At 46.8% G+C, this 15,106-nt stretch carries 11 protein-coding genes; 9 read left to right on the top strand and 2 right to left on the bottom strand.

Annotation, left to right across the window (positions count from 1 at the left end; all coding sequences use genetic code 11):
• The first annotated feature begins 7 nt into the window (after window positions 1-7).
• Together ACN0W5_RS16610 and ACN0W5_RS16605 are read left to right on the top strand one after the other, a co-directional pair.
• Complete coding sequence (locus ACN0W5_RS16610) at window positions 8-1,315, top strand: NAD(P)/FAD-dependent oxidoreductase (protein WP_417455202.1); 1,308 nt, start codon at window positions 8-10, stop codon at window positions 1,313-1,315.
• Between the two features lie 5 nt (window positions 1,316-1,320).
• Window positions 1,321-3,741, top strand: a complete 2,421-nt coding sequence (locus tag ACN0W5_RS16605; protein WP_417455201.1) for a GcvT family protein — start codon at window positions 1,321-1,323, stop codon at window positions 3,739-3,741.
• A 97-nt stretch (window positions 3,742-3,838) separates the two neighbouring features.
• Here the strand turns inward: ACN0W5_RS16605 and ACN0W5_RS16600 are convergent, their stop codons facing one another.
• A complete protein-coding gene (locus tag ACN0W5_RS16600) occupies window positions 3,839-4,780 on the bottom strand; it encodes a LysR family transcriptional regulator (RefSeq protein ID WP_417455200.1) in 942 nt (313 codons plus the stop codon).
• Window positions 4,781-4,942: 162 nt separating this feature from the next.
• Between ACN0W5_RS16600 and ACN0W5_RS16595 the strand changes: the two genes are divergently transcribed.
• The 6 genes from ACN0W5_RS16595 to ACN0W5_RS16570 all read left to right on the top strand — a co-directional run bounded on the left by ACN0W5_RS16595 (window position 4,943) and on the right by ACN0W5_RS16570 (window position 12,646).
• Complete coding sequence (locus ACN0W5_RS16595) at window positions 4,943-6,391, top strand: aldehyde dehydrogenase family protein (protein ID WP_417455199.1); 1,449 nt, start codon at window positions 4,943-4,945, stop codon at window positions 6,389-6,391.
• A gap of 24 nt (window positions 6,392-6,415) precedes the next feature.
• Complete coding sequence (locus tag ACN0W5_RS16590; RefSeq protein WP_417455198.1) at window positions 6,416-7,411, top strand: membrane dipeptidase; 996 nt, start codon at window positions 6,416-6,418, stop codon at window positions 7,409-7,411.
• A 111-nt stretch (window positions 7,412-7,522) separates the two neighbouring features.
• Window positions 7,523-9,082: a BCCT family transporter gene (locus ACN0W5_RS16585; RefSeq protein ID WP_417455197.1), complete on the top strand. Its 1,560-nt coding sequence runs from the start codon at window positions 7,523-7,525 to the stop codon at window positions 9,080-9,082.
• Between the two features lie 71 nt (window positions 9,083-9,153).
• On the top strand, window positions 9,154-10,878 hold the full coding sequence (locus ACN0W5_RS16580) for a hypothetical protein (protein WP_417455196.1): 1,725 nt from the start codon (window positions 9,154-9,156) through the stop codon (window positions 10,876-10,878).
• Window positions 10,878-11,585: a DUF3726 domain-containing protein gene (locus ACN0W5_RS16575; RefSeq protein ID WP_417455195.1), complete on the top strand. Its 708-nt coding sequence runs from the start codon at window positions 10,878-10,880 to the stop codon at window positions 11,583-11,585. The genes ACN0W5_RS16580 and ACN0W5_RS16575 overlap by 1 nt, the downstream gene beginning before the upstream one ends.
• A gap of 47 nt (window positions 11,586-11,632) precedes the next feature.
• Complete coding sequence (locus ACN0W5_RS16570; RefSeq protein ID WP_417455194.1) at window positions 11,633-12,646, top strand: Ldh family oxidoreductase; 1,014 nt, start codon at window positions 11,633-11,635, stop codon at window positions 12,644-12,646.
• Window positions 12,647-12,770: 124 nt separating this feature from the next.
• Here the strand turns inward: ACN0W5_RS16570 and ACN0W5_RS16565 are convergent, their stop codons facing one another.
• Entirely contained in the window at window positions 12,771-13,751 is a 981-nt protein-coding gene (locus ACN0W5_RS16565; RefSeq protein WP_417455193.1) for a GlxA family transcriptional regulator, read from the bottom strand.
• 87 nt (window positions 13,752-13,838) lie between these two features.
• Here ACN0W5_RS16565 and ACN0W5_RS16560 point away from each other — a divergent pair, with 87 nt between their 5' ends.
• Window positions 13,839-15,104: a sarcosine oxidase subunit beta family protein gene (locus ACN0W5_RS16560; RefSeq protein ID WP_417455192.1), complete on the top strand. Its 1,266-nt coding sequence runs from the start codon at window positions 13,839-13,841 to the stop codon at window positions 15,102-15,104.
• Window positions 15,105-15,106 lie beyond the last annotated feature (2 nt).

The following is a 15,106-nucleotide window of genomic DNA, read 5'->3' as shown; positions in this document are numbered from 1 at the left end:
GAGAAGAATGAGTAAATCATACGACGTAATCATTATCGGTGCAGGGGTCATTGGGGCCTGTACAGCTTTTGAAATGGCCAAGAAGGGGTGGAAAACGCTTTCCATCGATAAGTTGCCGGAATCTGGATATGGTTCGACATCTGGCTCTTGCGCGATTATTCGGACGTATTATTCAGCTTTGGAAACCTGTGCACTTGCTTATGAGGGGTGGCATTACTGGAAAAACTGGAACGATTATGTGGGCGTTCAGGACGACCATGGCATGATCGAATATAAAGAAACGGGATGTCTTGTTATTAAAACGCCTCACAATCATTCGCTTAAAAAAGTCTGTGCGACGATGGATGAGATTGGTTGTCCCTATAAGGATATTTCGACATCTGATATCAAAAAGTATTTACCAATCTCAGATACGCAACAATTTGAACCTGCTCGTCGCCCAGAAGACCCTGAATTTGGATTGCCGACGGGACCCGCTGTTGAGGGGGCGGTATTCTTTCCGCGCGGTGGATATGTGAATGATCCAAAACTATCGGCGCATAATGCGCAACGCGCTGCTGAGGCTCATGGAGCTGAGTTCCTGTTTAAAACAGAAGTCAGTGAAATCTTGACACAGAACGGGCGGGTAAGTGGTGTTATATTATCAGACGGTACGAAGATCAGCGCGCCTGTTGTGATTAATGTTGCCGGCCCACATTCGTCCAAAGTCAACGAAATGGCTGGTGTGTGTCAGGACATGAAAATGAGTACGCGTGCCCTTCGTCATGAAGTTGCCCATGTACCATCCCCAGAAGGGTTTGATTTCGAAAAAGAGGGAATGGTTTATTCGGATAGTGATATTCATACTTACTGCCGCCCCGAGACAGGGAACAATATACTGATTGGGTCAGAAGATCCTGCCTGTGATGAAAAAGAATGGGTGGATGATCCTGATAATTATGATGAAAACTTTTCTGAACAGTGGAAAGTTCTGGTCATGCGGATGGCTCAACGTTTTCCCGAGCTTGGTATTCCCTCTAAAACAAAAGGCGTTGTTGCCCTTTACGATGTGACTGAAGACTGGATGCCGATTTATGATAAAAGTAGCTTGCCCGGTTTTTATATGGCTGTGGGGACCAGTGGTAATCAGTACAAGAACGCGCCTGTGGCCGGAAAAATGATGACGGCAATCGTTGAAGCCTGTGAAAAGGGTCACAATCATGATGCCACGCCTTTGAAATTCCATTTGGAAAATATAGATAAAACCATTTCTCTTGGTGTGTTTTCCCGTAATCGTGAAATCAATCAGAATTCCAGCTTCTCAGTAATCGGATAGGTCCTATGAAATCGCATACTCGTGTAGCTGTCATCGGTGGCGGTGTTGTTGGTTGTTCTGTTCTCTATCACCTGACAAAGCTTGGATGGAATGATGTTGTGCTGATCGAGCGGTCAGAGCTGACTTCGGGTTCGACATGGCATGCAGCTGGTGGTTTCCATACTCTGAACGCAGACACGAACATGGCTGCACTACAAGGGTACACAATCCGACTATATAAAGAACTGGAAGAGATTACCGGGATGTCTTGTGGTCTGCATCATGTCGGTGGGGTCACGTTGGCTTCGACACCAGAGCGCATGGATTTCCTCAAGGCTGAGCGCGCAAAGCATCGCTATATGGGCCTGGATACTGAAATTGTCAGCCCCGAAGAAATCAAAAAGTTGTCACCAATTACCAATATTGATGGCGTTATCGGGGCGCTTTACGATCCCCTTGACGGGCATCTTGATCCTTCGGGAACAACACATGCTTATGCCAAGGCAGCCAAAATGGCCGGGGCTGAGATTGTATTGCGTAATCCTGTGCTAGAGCTCAATCCACAGGCCGATGGTTCTTGGGAAGTTGTTACAAAAGAAGGCACAGTGATTGCCGAGCACATTGTGAACGCTGGTGGCTTGTGGGCACGTGAAGTTGGTGAAATGGCCGGCGTTTACATGCCGCTTCACCCGATGGAACATCAATATCTGGTCACAGAGGATGCGCCCGAAGTTTATGAGCTGGATCGGGAGTTACCACATGTGATGGATCCCGAGGGTGAAAGCTATCTCCGGCAAGAGGGAAGGGGACTTTGCATCGGGTTTTACGAACAAGCCTGTGACGCATGGGCAGAACGCGGCACCCCGATGGACTTTGGCCACGAACTTTTAAACAATAATCTGGACCGTATCGGTGATTCATTAGAGTTTGCCTTTAAACGGTTCCCTGTTTTGGAACGTGTCGGCGTTAAAACGGTTATCAATGGACCTTTTACCTTTGCACCCGATGGCAACCCATTGGTCGGGCCTGTTCGTGGCTTGAGAAACTACTGGTCTGCTTGTGGGGTTATGGCTGGGTTCTCACAGGGTGGTGGGGTTGGTTTGACCCTTGCTGAATGGATGATCGAAGGCGAACCATCCCGTGATGTCTTTGCGATGGATGTTGCCCGTTTTGGGGATTGGATTACACCGGGATATACGCGGGCCAAGGTGAAAGAAAACTATCAACGGCGTTTTTCGGTATCGTATCCAAATGAAGAGCTACCTGTTGCGCGTCCACATCAGACGACCCCAGCTTATCATATCTGGAAAGAACAACGCGCGGTTTTTGGCGCTGCATATGGCATGGAGGCCGTAAATTATTTTGCGCCTGAGGGGGAACCCCTTGAAGAAACGCCTAGTTTCCGCCGGAGCAATGCGTTTGAGGCAGTTGCAGTGGAATGTCGCGCTGTTCGTGAAGCCGTTGGCATTAACGAAGTCCATAACTTTGGTAAATATCGCGTTACGGGGCCGGGTGCACGTGACTGGCTGGATGTGATTATGGCCGGGCGTATTCCAAAGCTGGAACGATTGGCGCTTAATCCTATGCTGAGCCATAAGGGAAAGTTGATCGGTGATTTCACGGTATCCTGCTTGAGCAATCATGAATTTATGGTAACGGCTTCTTTTGGAATGCAAGCAGCACATTTACGCTGGTTTGAGCAAAATTTGCCTTCCGATGGTTCTGTTATCATTGAGAATATCTCGACCAAGCGCATTGGTTTTCAGATTGCAGGGCCTAATGCCCGTGAATTATTGAGCCGCGTTGCTTTCGAAGATGTGTCAGCCGATAACTTTAAATTTTTGGATGTCAAAGAAACAGATATTGGTTCCTGTCGTGCTTTGGTTCAAAGGGTTTCCTATACAGGCGATCTTGGGTACGAAATTTATGTTCCAATCGAACAACAGGCTACTCTCTATAATGTTCTTTCTGAAGCAGGGCAGGATTTAGGGTTAAAGCCTTTTGGTATGCGTGCCATGATGTCATTGCGACTTGAAAAATCCTTTGGGTCCTGGGGAAGAGAGTTTCGACCTGACTATATGCCTGTGGAGACAGGGATGGACCGCTTTACATCGTATAATAAAAAAGCTGACTTTATAGGTAAAGCAGCGGCTCTGAGAGAAAAGGAACAAGGGGCAAGTCGAAAGCTTTGCACATTTGTTGTCGAGGCCATTGATGCGGATGTATGGGGGGATGAACCCATTTGGCATGATGGCAAGGTAATTGGCTTTGTAACTTCGGGCGGTTATGCCCACTATAGCAAGAAATCAGTAGCCTACGGATTTCTACCAGCCGAGATCTCCAAGGACGGCCTTGAGGTTGAAATAGAGGTCCTCGGGGTGATGCTCAAAGCCAGAATGTTTACGGAAACGCTTTTTGATCCCAAAGCTGAACGAATGATGGGATAAAACAATTGAATGCGGGAAAGGGTGTTTATTGTCCAGCACTTCCTTAGCATTGCGTTGTTTCATTAAGTATTTGATATAGTTATATTTATATAATGTGTTATCTCTCTTGTGTAGGTTGTTCTAGTTTCGTGAAATTACCTCCCATGTTGAGTTCGATCTCAGCGATCCGGGTGTGTATTTTTTCTATCAGAGAAAGAGCGGCAGGCGATAAAAGGGTGCCATTACGTTGAAAAAGGCCAACTGTTCGCCGTAGTTTTTTATCGGTGAAAGGAATAAAATTCAGGGAAGTGTCTGTATCAGGAACCAGTAGTCTGGGCAATACGGTCAGCCCTGCGCCAGCTTTCACCAAGGCGAGAACGGATGTTACGTTATGTACTGTGATGCGACTGTTCTCTTGATTTTCCAATATTTCGGGCAGCGTAATTGTTTGCGTTATACTGTTTAGGAGTAGCTTTTTATTTTTTAAAAATGATCTCATTTTGGGTGAATTGATACTTTTGTTCGGGGCTGGCCGGCTATCAACAGCACTACTTACAAGGCCAAGGCTGTCTTCGAATAATGGTGTGAACTCGATACCGGGGAGATTTTTGGCTAAACTTGCGATACCGAATTGAACGCGTCCGCTATGAACTGCGTTGATAACACTACGTGAATCAGCATCCCTTATTTCTATTTCTACTTTAGGCCACTGTGCATGGAACGCTTTTATCACCTGCGGTAAAATATGCTCTGCAACGGATGGAACACAAGTGAGTGAGATATACCCGATTTCATTTTTTGCATAGGCTTTGATCGCGGAAAAAACTTCATCACATTGATCAGTTAAATTACGAGCCTGTTCCAATGCAAAAATTCCGGTTGGGGTAAGGCTTCCTTTGCGCTCGCCAGAAAAAAGTTGCGTATCAAATTCGATTTCAAGTTGTTTAAGGGCCATAGATACAGCTGATGGCGTCCTGCCCAACTGTTTTGCAGCTTCCATCAAAGAACCGTTTTCTGCAACGGAAACAAAGGTTTTTAGCATGGCAAGAGTGATCGCCATTGTGATTTTTCCTTATTCAATAAAATTGAAGTTTTCCTAAATTATTTGAATTTGACGAAAGTTGCAAATTTTGCGGAAATGTTTCCAGAATTTTTTGCTAGGCCTCTTTCGACTGTACTGTTCTGAAAAGCCTGCTGTGTTGATTGAAATGAGAAGGTAATCATGTCCAAATTTTCCAATTATATCGCTGGTGAATGGGTTGCCGCTGATAACTATATCAAAAATATAAACCCATCTGATCTGTCAGACGTTATCGGTGAGTACGCACAGGCAAGCAGCGCGCAGCTTGATACTGCACTGGATGCAGCCAGACGGGCACAAAAGGTTTGGGCCGCTACAGGGCTGGAAAAGCGTTATAGCGTTTTGATGTCTATTGGCGAAGAAATGAAAAGCCGTGCTGCCGAATTGGGAGAGCTGCTTTCTCGTGAAGAAGGTAAGCCGCTTGCAGAAGGTAAGGGAGAGATTTTCCGTGCAGGGCAGTTTTTTACCTACTACGCGGCTGAAGTACTTCGCCAAATGGGCGACACTGCTGATTCAGTGCGTGACGGTATTGAAATTGATGTTCGCCGCGAACCTGTCGGTGTGGTTGCTATTATTTCCCCTTGGAACTTTCCGACAGCAACAGCGACATGGAAGATCGCGCCAGCATTGGCATATGGTAACGCAGTTGTTTGGAAACCTGCGAACTTGACCCCGGCGAGCGCCTGGGCATTGGCAGAGATCTTCTCTCGTCATGATCTACCAAAAGGACTTTTCAATCTGGTAATGGGCGGAGGTTCTTCCGTTGGCCAACGTCTTGTTGAAAGTGCAGGTGTTGATGCTATTTCATTCACAGGTTCTGTTGATGTTGGTCGCGGCATTGCTGCATCTGCGATGGCAAACATGACGAAAGTCCAGATGGAAATGGGTTCAAAGAACCCGTTGGTCGTTATGGATGATGCCGATTTAGATCTGGCGGTTTCTTGTGCTGTTGGCGGTGCCTTCGGTGGTACAGGTCAAAAGTGTACAGCTTCGTCTCGTTTGATTGTTCATGAAAAAATCCACGATGCATTTGTTGAAAAAGCAAGCGTGGCAACAAAAGCGATGAAAGTCGGACATGCTTTGGCTGATGGCACTCAGCTTGGCCCGGTTGTCAGCGAGACACAGCTCAATTCCAACCTTGCCTATATGAAGTTGGCAAAAGAAGAAGGGTGTGAACTGGTTTGTGGTGGTGATCGTCTGGATATGGCAACCGAGGGATATTTTATGTCTCCGGCTTTGTTCATTAATGGCGACAATTCCATGAAAATCAATCGAGAAGAAATGTTCGCTCCAATTGCCTGCATTATTAAAGTAGGATCTTACGATGAAGCACTAAGTGTTTCTAATGACACTGGATTTGGTTTAACGTCAGGCATCATGACCAATTCTCTTGCGCGTGCTAATCACTATCGCCGTAATAGTCGTACAGGCTGTGTCATGATCAATCTGCCAACAGCCGGTACTGATTACCATGTGCCTTTTGGTGGCCGTGGTGATTCAAGTTACGGTCCTCGTGAACAAGGCTCTTATGCTGCTGAGTTCTATACGCAGGTTAAAACATCCTACATCAGTTCAGGTTCACCAGAGTAATAGGACAAAGTAGGAGATATTGGCATGAGCGACAAAAACTCATATGTGATTGACTGTCTTCAATACTGTAATTGGTCAGAAAAGACTTTTGCCCAAATGCGTGAAGGTGGTGTTGATGCCGTTCATGCCACAATCTGTTATCACGAGATGTTTCGGGAAACTGTCACCAATGTTGAACAGTGGAACCGTTTTTTTGAACAGCACGATAAATTGATTATTCACGGGCGCACGGCGGATGATATTCGCCGTGCCAATGAAAGTGGTCGTACAGCTATTTTCTTTGGATTTCAGAACTGTTCCCCGATTGAAGATGATATTGGACTGGTCGAAATTTGCCACACACTTGGCGCCCGTTTTATGCAGTTGTCCTATAATAATCAATCCTTGTTGGCGACAGGATGTTATGAAGTCGAAGATCCGGGAATTACCAGGATGGGCAAGCAGGTAATCAAGGAAATGAACCGTGTTGGCCTTGTGGTTGATATGTCTCATTCTGCGGAACGTTCAACACTTGAAGCTATTGAAATTTCCGAGCGTCCGATTGCAATTACCCATGCCAACCCAAACTTCTGGCACCCGGCATTGCGTAATAAATCTGATACGGTTTTGAAAGCATTGGCACAATCTGGCGGCATGATCGGGTTTTCACTCTACCCTCATCACCTCAAAGGCAAGAGTGACTGCACACTAAAAGGTTTCTGTACGATGATCGCAAAAACGGCCGAAATGATCGGTGTTGAAAGCATCGGTATCGGCAGTGATCTTTGTCAGGACCAGCCGGACTCTATTGTTGAATGGATGCGTGTTGGCCGATGGACCAAGACAATCGATTACGGAGAGGGCTCAGCGTCCAATCCAGGTTTTCCTGAAATGCCAAGCTGGTTCAGAGATAACAGAGATTTCCCCAACCTTGCGGCGGGGTTGCGGGATATTGGTTTTTCACAAGAAGAAACAGCACAGATTATGGGAATGAACTGGTTTTCATTCTACGAAAACTCGTTTGGCCCTCAACAGCCTTAAGAGGCAAAAGGTCTAATAATTGACCATTAGTACAGTGGGGAGGGGCAACCAATGGGAATAACATTGGAACCGTTCGCGCTGCTTAATTATGATACTTAGGGAGTAACTTAGATGGCGTATACGTCAACAACTGGAGACAGGGTTTTCAAAGGGGTGAATATCCCTCTTTTTGCTGTTACCGGCGGCTTTATTGCGGCGTTTTGCGGCTTGGCACTGATTGATATTGATCTTTTAAAAGAGTTGGTCAATGCGGGTTTTGGCTGGTCAGTACAGATTTTTGGTGCCTATTGGCAGGTATTGCTTTTGCTCACGTTTGTTATTGGTCTTTTTATGGCCTTTAGTGGGCGTGGTTCTGTTGTTCTTGGAAAACTGGATAAGCCAGAGTTTACCGTTTTTCAATGGGGTGCCATGATTATGTGTACCTTGCTAGCTGGCGGCGGTGTTTTTTGGGCCGCGGGTGAGCCAATGGCACATTTTCTTTCCCCTCCACCTCTATTCGGTGTCGAAGCGAAAACTCCTGAAGCTGCATATCCTGCATTGGCACAGGCCTTTATGCACTGGGGCTTCTTGGCATGGGCAATTCTGGGAGCTTTAACCTCTGTCGTCTTGATGTATTATCATTACGAGAAGGGCTTGCCACTTGCTCCGCGCACGCTGCTCTACCCGGTTTTTAAAGAACGTGCTCTTAAAGGACCAATAGGTCTTATTGCTGATGCGTCTTGCATTATCGCCGTCGTTGCCGGAACTGTTGGCCCGATTGGTTTCCTTGGTTTACAAGTGAGTTATGGTCTTCAAGACCTCTTTGGCCTTTCAGATGGCTTTGCATCTCAAGCTGTTGTTATCGCGGGATTGGTTGGTATTTACACTGTTTCTGCGGTTACAGGTGTAAACAAGGGTATTCAAATTCTCAGCCGATTTAATGTCATTTTGGCATGTGCGCTGTTGATCTTTATGTTCTTGTTTGGACCGACTGCTTTTATCGTTGATAGTTTTGTTCATAGTTTCGGCGTTTATGTTGACAAGTTTATCCCGATGGCAATGTTCCGTGCTGAAAGTGGATGGCTTGGCTGGTGGACTGTTTTCTTCTGGGGCTGGTTCCTGGGGTATGGTCCGTTGATGGCTATGTTTATTGCCCGTGTGTCCCGTGGGCGGTCAATTCGTCAGATCGTGGTTATGCTATCAATCATTGCCCCAATCGTGACCTGCTTCTGGTTCACCATCGTGGGTGGTTCTGGCATTGCGTTCGAGCTTGCTAATCCAGGTTCAGTCTCTTCAGCGTTCGAAGGTTTCAATTTACCGGCTGCATTGTTGGCCATTACCAAACAGCTTCCCGGCGGGTTCCTGATCTCTATTCTGTTCCTTATCCTGACAACTGTTTTTGTCGCAACAACGGGCGATTCAATGACCTATTGTATCTCTGTTGCAATGTCAGACAGCGATACACCAAGTACAGCTGTGCGTGTGTTCTGGGGGATTGCGATGGGGGTTATGGCGATTATCTTGATCTCGCTGGGATCCGGAGGCGTCAGCGCACTACAATCCTTTATTGTCGTGACGGCGGTTCCTGTTTCACTCGTGTTGTTGCCGTCTTTGTGGGCAGCACCACAGATTGCAGGTATGTTAGAAAAGCGTGATCGGGAAAGTACAACAGCGATTATAGCAGAAGCCTAGGTCGTTTTTGTCATGAATTCAGGGAAGACAAAGTTTCTTCCCTGAATAACCCGCGTTCATTGGAGGTTTGTGTGACTACGCAACTACATAGCACAAATTCAATTTCACTCCGACCGCCACAACAGGTCATGAAACTGGATCGTCTGGGCTCTTTTCATCAAACCAGATTGAGCTTTATGCGCGCCGTTATGCGCCGTTTGAAGCGTGATAACTGGACTTTTGAATGTCCGGTCTGGCGCATTAACGCTCAGGGAGAAGGCGTTGCCGTTTATTTGGCAAAGGGACCTGAACGTAGTTACAGCCTGGTTTGCTTTGCCCATGATCTTGACCCAGCAAAGCGGTCTGATCGGGTTATTGCCGAAGCGTGGGATACAACCTTTGCCCTTTATGATGGTGTTATCGGTGAAGATGATATTGAGCGTCTGTCACAGAATGTTCCGAAACAGGAAGCCGGACGGTGTTTGGAGAGCGAGCTTGTTCTCTCTCGCGCTAATAAAAGCGTACGCCTGTTCGAATATGTTGTCAGTGAACTGGCAGCAGGCAGACAACCAGATCAGACCGAGTTGAATAAAGTTGGTTATCTGATGCGGACAACTGCCGTTTACGGGAATGGTAAGCTTGGTATGGCGGATCGTGACCGGATAGCCAATCGTTCTGAAATGCTAGGGCCGTTCCGCGCTGAAATGTTGGCGGTTTGGCTCATTCGAAACTTTGTATCTGATTACGTTGAACAAATGGCGGCCTATCGATCCCCAGAGGCCGCTGTAAAGCTGGAGCCGGAAGTTCGACGCAGTTTGGGTGTTGGTAATTCAACTGGTTTGGGCATGGCACCGTTCTTGGTTAATCATCCAATATTGTTACACAGTTGGATACATGCGCGTGAAAGCGCATTAGCCTGTATCCGCGCTTTACCCACAATGACATCAGCAGCAAGACATCACTATGAAGTGTATCTCGAAAGTGCTCATCTGTCACTTGATCGTTGGTTTACCGTGGATGAAAGGCAGGCCGAGCGTGTAACCGTTTTACGGCGTGATTTGGAAAAGCTAAGTGCTTTGTCTTTGGATACTTTTTCGGATGATGATCTGCCATGGGATAAGCTCTATCGTTGGGGCGAAGCTGAACTGTCTTTGGAAGGACAGGAACTTCTGGTTAGTTTGCTGCTTGAACCTCATGCCGAGATCGTCGATGCCTATGCATCTGTGATGTATGCTGAAGAAAACGATAATTTCCGTATTAATGGTTCTCAAAGTGTTGCTGATCTGTTGGTCGCACTGGAAGAACACTATAGTTGGGCATTGTCAGTGGATTATGACAGGCACCCAAACTCAGTTTTCTTCTGGTATGTATCCGAAGAAAAGCTGGAGCCACGGTTGGGCTCGAGAGGTGAAGAGCCGGGTGATAATCTGGAGCAACCGCTATCGATTGGCCGGGATGCTGCGCGCCTATACAAAGATTTATTGAATGCACAGACAGATCAGAAGATTGGCTCTTTCCTGATTGATTATCCAGAACATCGTTTGATTGCTCGCAGAGTACAACTAACCCAACGCTATCCTTATGCTGAAATTCAGGACAACCTGATAGGGGAAGATTTGCTGCCTGTTGACCTCTTGCGCTGCAAACTCTCCTTTTTTGGCGCGACACGCTTTGATCCACGTTCTGATCGTTGGGTACGCATAACGATGTTCCAAAATGCCCCCTATCCGCACGAGTTAGCAACGATGGATGAAGATAACTGGGCCTATCCTATGGATATAAGTCCTGTGGATATTAATAAAGAGGGGGGCTTGTGATGGAACGCTATTCCTTGAATGAAATCGAAGCTTCTGCACGCAAGGCGGCCCGTGGGGCCGGTATGTCCTGGGGCTTGGCCGAAGAAGCCGGAAAAGCGACACGTTGGTTGGCTGCACGTGGCTTACCAAACGTTTGCTTGCTACTTTCATTGCTAAAGACCAATGATGGTAAAGCTTACAATGAGTTGAGACCTCAATCATTGGACCTTGATATTTGGAACACGACAAACGGTGCACTGTGTCCTGTGATCACAGGAAGCGCCTTGAATGATTTAGCTGATCGTCTATTGGGTCGTCATGAGATCGTTCTGGAATCAATTACATCACCGGCATTGATACTCCCCATATTGGGGCGTGCAGCAAAAGCTATTGGTAAAGGATTTTCTGTTTCCTGGTTTTCAGTTTCAGGGGAAGCTGTGAAAATCACTATTGCTCCTGATGTTCTCTATTTAGAACAAGGTACTATTGCAGACCTTGGAATTGAACAAGCAGAGCGAGTGACAGTATCCGGTATACTTTCAGATCTGTCGAATTTGAGGGCAGAAAAATCCGGGACAGGGACAATTATCGAGCGCGTTGTTCAGGGCGTTCCCCTCAGTTTTGAAAACTGGACAGATCTTCAGTTCTTTGCTGCCAGAACCTATGTCCCGGCTACAGAAGAATCCCGCCTCAAAGGCGCGGGAGCAGGCCTGAGCGACAACGATTAAACTTTAAAATAAGAATGAATAAACAAGAAAAATAAAAGGAAGAACACATGGTTGAAACTGTAACGATGAGTGTACCCGAAATCGAGGCTTTTGCTCTGAAAGCTTTGATTGCGGCAGGAACAACAGAAGCAAATGCAGCTTCTTTGGCGCGTTCAGTTGCGGCCACGGAACAAGATGGTATTGCGTCTCATGGTTTGGCCTATGTTCCGACCTATTGCTTGCACGTTGAGTGTGGCAAGGTTGATGGTGCTGCTGTACCTGAATTGGATGTTGTTCGTCCAGGCTTGGCAATTGCAGATGCAAAAACAGGCTTTGCTCATCCGGCGATTGATCTCGGTTTTGAATGGCTGCTCAAAGCTGCCCACGAACAGGGAATTGCTGCGCTGGGACTGCGTAACTCCTATAACTGCGGCATTCTTGGATACCACACTGATCGTCTGGCATCGCATGGTTTTCTGGGCATAGGTTTTACCAATGCGCCTGCTTCTGTTGCCCCAGTCGGTGGTAAAAAAGCCGTCGTAGGGACAAATCCTTTCTCTGTTGCTGTTCCCGGTGCTGTGGGTGAAACGCGTATTTTGATTGATCAAAGTGCTTCGGTGATCGCTAAAAGCGAAGTGATGAAACATGCCCGTGAAGGTAAGGCTATTCCGGAAGGATGGGCACTAGGCCCAGATGGCGAGCCAACAACAGATCCGGATGTTGCTCTTAAAGGAACCATGATCCCAAGTGGCAGCTATAAAGGTTTTGGTACAGCCTTGATGGTAGAGTTAATGGCGGCGGCTATGACAGGGGCAACGCTTGGTATTGATGCAAGCCCGTTTTCCGGTCCTGTCGGTGGGCCGCCCAAAACGGGGCAGTTCTTTATTGCTATTGATCCTGAACTTTCTTCGGGTGGCGTATTCTCGCAACGTGTAGATCATTTGATCGAAGCTATTGTTGATCAGGATGGGGCTCGCTTGCATGGCGCAGAGCGTTTTGAAGCGCGTGTCAATGCAGATAAAAATGGTGTTGCCGTCAATGCGGCCATTGTTGGGAAAGTCAAAGAATGGGTTGATCGTTAAGATTAATATATTAGATGCATAATGTTTTATAGTGCATTGAATATGTGTAATTTAAGGGAATATTTTTAACCATAAAATCATTCCCTTAAATCTTGAAGTCAGGTTCTCTTCTGTATGAATTTTATTATGCCTTTGATTGTATATCTTGTCTGTACGACGAGGGGGGAGAACCATATTTTTCCTGAAAGGCTTTCGAGAAATGCGCTGAACTGGAAAAGCCTGTTGCCAGAGCAATTTCTGTTAATGATAAAACTGTTTGTCGAACAAGATTATAGGATTTTTCTAACCGTAAATTACGGTAAACAGACATGGTGCTCTGTCCAATTTTTGCGATAAAAATCCTGTTGAGTTGGCGTGGACTTATTGAAGATAACAAAGCGAGTTGTTTTAAACTCAGGGGATCCGCAATATGGTTTTCCATTATTTCTAGTGTTTGAATGATAGCTGGATGATGGGTGCCATATCGCTCTATCATGCCGGATCGCTGAGGGTTGCCGGATGGCCTGACATCCGTATGGATGAACCAGTCACTGACCTTTCTGGCAAATTCCGGTCCATGAATTTCACTTTGTAATGCATGCATCATATCCAACGGGGCAACGCCACCCGCGCAAGTGATGCGATCTCGGTCCATTATGTAAAGGCTTCGTTCAAGCAATAGTGTCGGGGTGTTTTCAGATAGAGCTGCGGCATGTTCCCAGTGCACAGTCATTCTGTATCCCTTCATTACACCAGCGTTGGCGAGGATAACAGGACCAGCAGAAACACCACCCAATCTGACGCCATGCCGGGCTTTGTTCCGTAACCATTGGAATGTGGGTTCGTCGTCAAAGCTGGATGGATCTCCCCCGGCGACAACAAGGATAAGATCATAGTCATGATGGTCAGATATGCTGGCTGTTGCGTGGATCGCCGCACCGCTTGAGCTTATGGTTTCGTGCCTGTTTCCTATCGCAATGTGATCAACCTTATAGAGGTGGTTTTTACCCAGAAGGTTGGCAGCACGTAAGGGTTCTATGACTGATGAGTAGGACATCAAGGCAAAGCCATCGATTAGCAAGATGCCAATTTTATATGCTTGCTCAGGTGAAGAATGCGTGTCCATTTTATGTAATAAATAGTCCTTTTTATGAAATCTAGATCTTTATATCACTGTTCTAGTAGAAAAAGACAACATAATTGAGAATATGTGATGAAACACCGAGGTTTAAAATACTCTGGCTTTAAGGTCATAAAAGAAGCGCTGACAGGACATAAAGGCTGGAAACCTGTCTGGCGAACCCCAAAACCAAAAGACGAATATGATGTGATCATTGTGGGCGGCGGTGGGCATGGCTTAGCAACGGCCTATTACCTTGCAAAAGAATTTGGCATCACAAACGTTGCTGTTCTCGAGAAAGGGTGGATTGGTTCTGGAAATGTTGGACGTAACACAACAATTGTGCGGTCCAATTATCTTTTGCCGGGGAATGAACCCTTTTACGAATTTTCTATGAAGCTATGGGAAAATCTTGAACAGGATTTCAACTACAATGCCATGGTATCTCAACGTGGTATTTTAAATCTTTTCCATAACGATGCTGGCCGGGATGCCTATGCGCGTCGGGGCAATGCCATGATGCTTGCAGGGGCGGATGCTGTTTTGCTGGATCAGGACGGCGTACGTGAAATGTATCCCTGTCTGGATTTCGAAAACGCCCGCTTCCCGATCAAAGGTGGCCTATTGCAGCCACGCGGTGGCACCGTTCGTCATGATGCAGTTGCCTGGGGCTATGCGCGTGGTGCGGATAGTCGGGGTGTTGATATTATCCAGAACTGTGAAGTAACAGGTATGGTGATTGAAAATGGTGTTTGTAGTGGTGTTGAAACCAGTCAGGGAACAATCAAAGCTAAAAAAGTGGCGGTGTGTGTAGCCGGATCATCCAGCCGCGTAATGTCGATGGCTGGAATGCGGTTGCCGATTGAAAGTCACGTTTTGCAGGCTTTTGTGTCTGAAGGTTTAAAGCCCATATTACCAGGGGTGGTGACTTTTGGTGCCGGACATTTTTACGTCTCGCAATCTGACAAAGGCGGTTTGGTCTTTGGCGGTGATATCGATGGCTATAACAGTTATGCCCAACGTGGCAATTTACCGGTTGTTGAAGACGTCTGTGAAGGGGGGATGGCCCTGATGCCAATGATTGGTCGTGCACGCTTGCTGCGGATGTGGGGGGGGGTGATGGACATGTCTATGGATGGATCGCCCTTTATCGACAAAACACATATTAACGGCCTCTATTTCAATGGTGGCTGGTGTTACGGTGGTTTCAAGGCAACGCCGGCAAGTGGTTGGTGTTATGCGCACCTCTTAGCAAAAGATGAGCCACATGCTGTCGCGACCGAATATCGACTGGATCGTTTCCAACGCGGGGCGATGATTGATGAAAAGGGCGTGGGCGCCCAACCGAACTTGCATTAGGA

The sequence above is a fragment of the Kiloniella sp. genome, assembly GCF_048270245.1.
Lineage (GTDB): Bacteria > Pseudomonadota > Alphaproteobacteria > Kiloniellales > Kiloniellaceae > Kiloniella.
The sequence above is the reverse complement of the archived record's forward strand: the minus strand, read 5'-3'. Positions and strand labels throughout refer to the sequence as shown.

Coding starts and splice junctions, on each gene's coding strand:
- ACN0W5_RS16575 (WP_417455195.1), top strand. CDS start 10,878: ATGGAACGCTATTCCTTGAATGAAATCGAAGCTTCTGCACGCAAGGCG.
- ACN0W5_RS16565 (WP_417455193.1), bottom strand. CDS start 13,751: ATGGACACGCATTCTTCACCTGAGCAAGCATATAAAATTGGCATCTTG.
- ACN0W5_RS16595 (WP_417455199.1), top strand. CDS start 4,943: ATGTCCAAATTTTCCAATTATATCGCTGGTGAATGGGTTGCCGCTGAT.
- ACN0W5_RS16585 (WP_417455197.1), top strand. CDS start 7,523: ATGGCGTATACGTCAACAACTGGAGACAGGGTTTTCAAAGGGGTGAAT.
- ACN0W5_RS16560 (WP_417455192.1), top strand. CDS start 13,839: ATGAAACACCGAGGTTTAAAATACTCTGGCTTTAAGGTCATAAAAGAA.
- ACN0W5_RS16600 (WP_417455200.1), bottom strand. CDS start 4,780: ATGGCGATCACTCTTGCCATGCTAAAAACCTTTGTTTCCGTTGCAGAA.
- ACN0W5_RS16605 (WP_417455201.1), top strand. CDS start 1,321: ATGAAATCGCATACTCGTGTAGCTGTCATCGGTGGCGGTGTTGTTGGT.
- ACN0W5_RS16590 (WP_417455198.1), top strand. CDS start 6,416: ATGAGCGACAAAAACTCATATGTGATTGACTGTCTTCAATACTGTAAT.
- ACN0W5_RS16610 (WP_417455202.1), top strand. CDS start 8: ATGAGTAAATCATACGACGTAATCATTATCGGTGCAGGGGTCATTGGG.
- ACN0W5_RS16570 (WP_417455194.1), top strand. CDS start 11,633: ATGGTTGAAACTGTAACGATGAGTGTACCCGAAATCGAGGCTTTTGCT.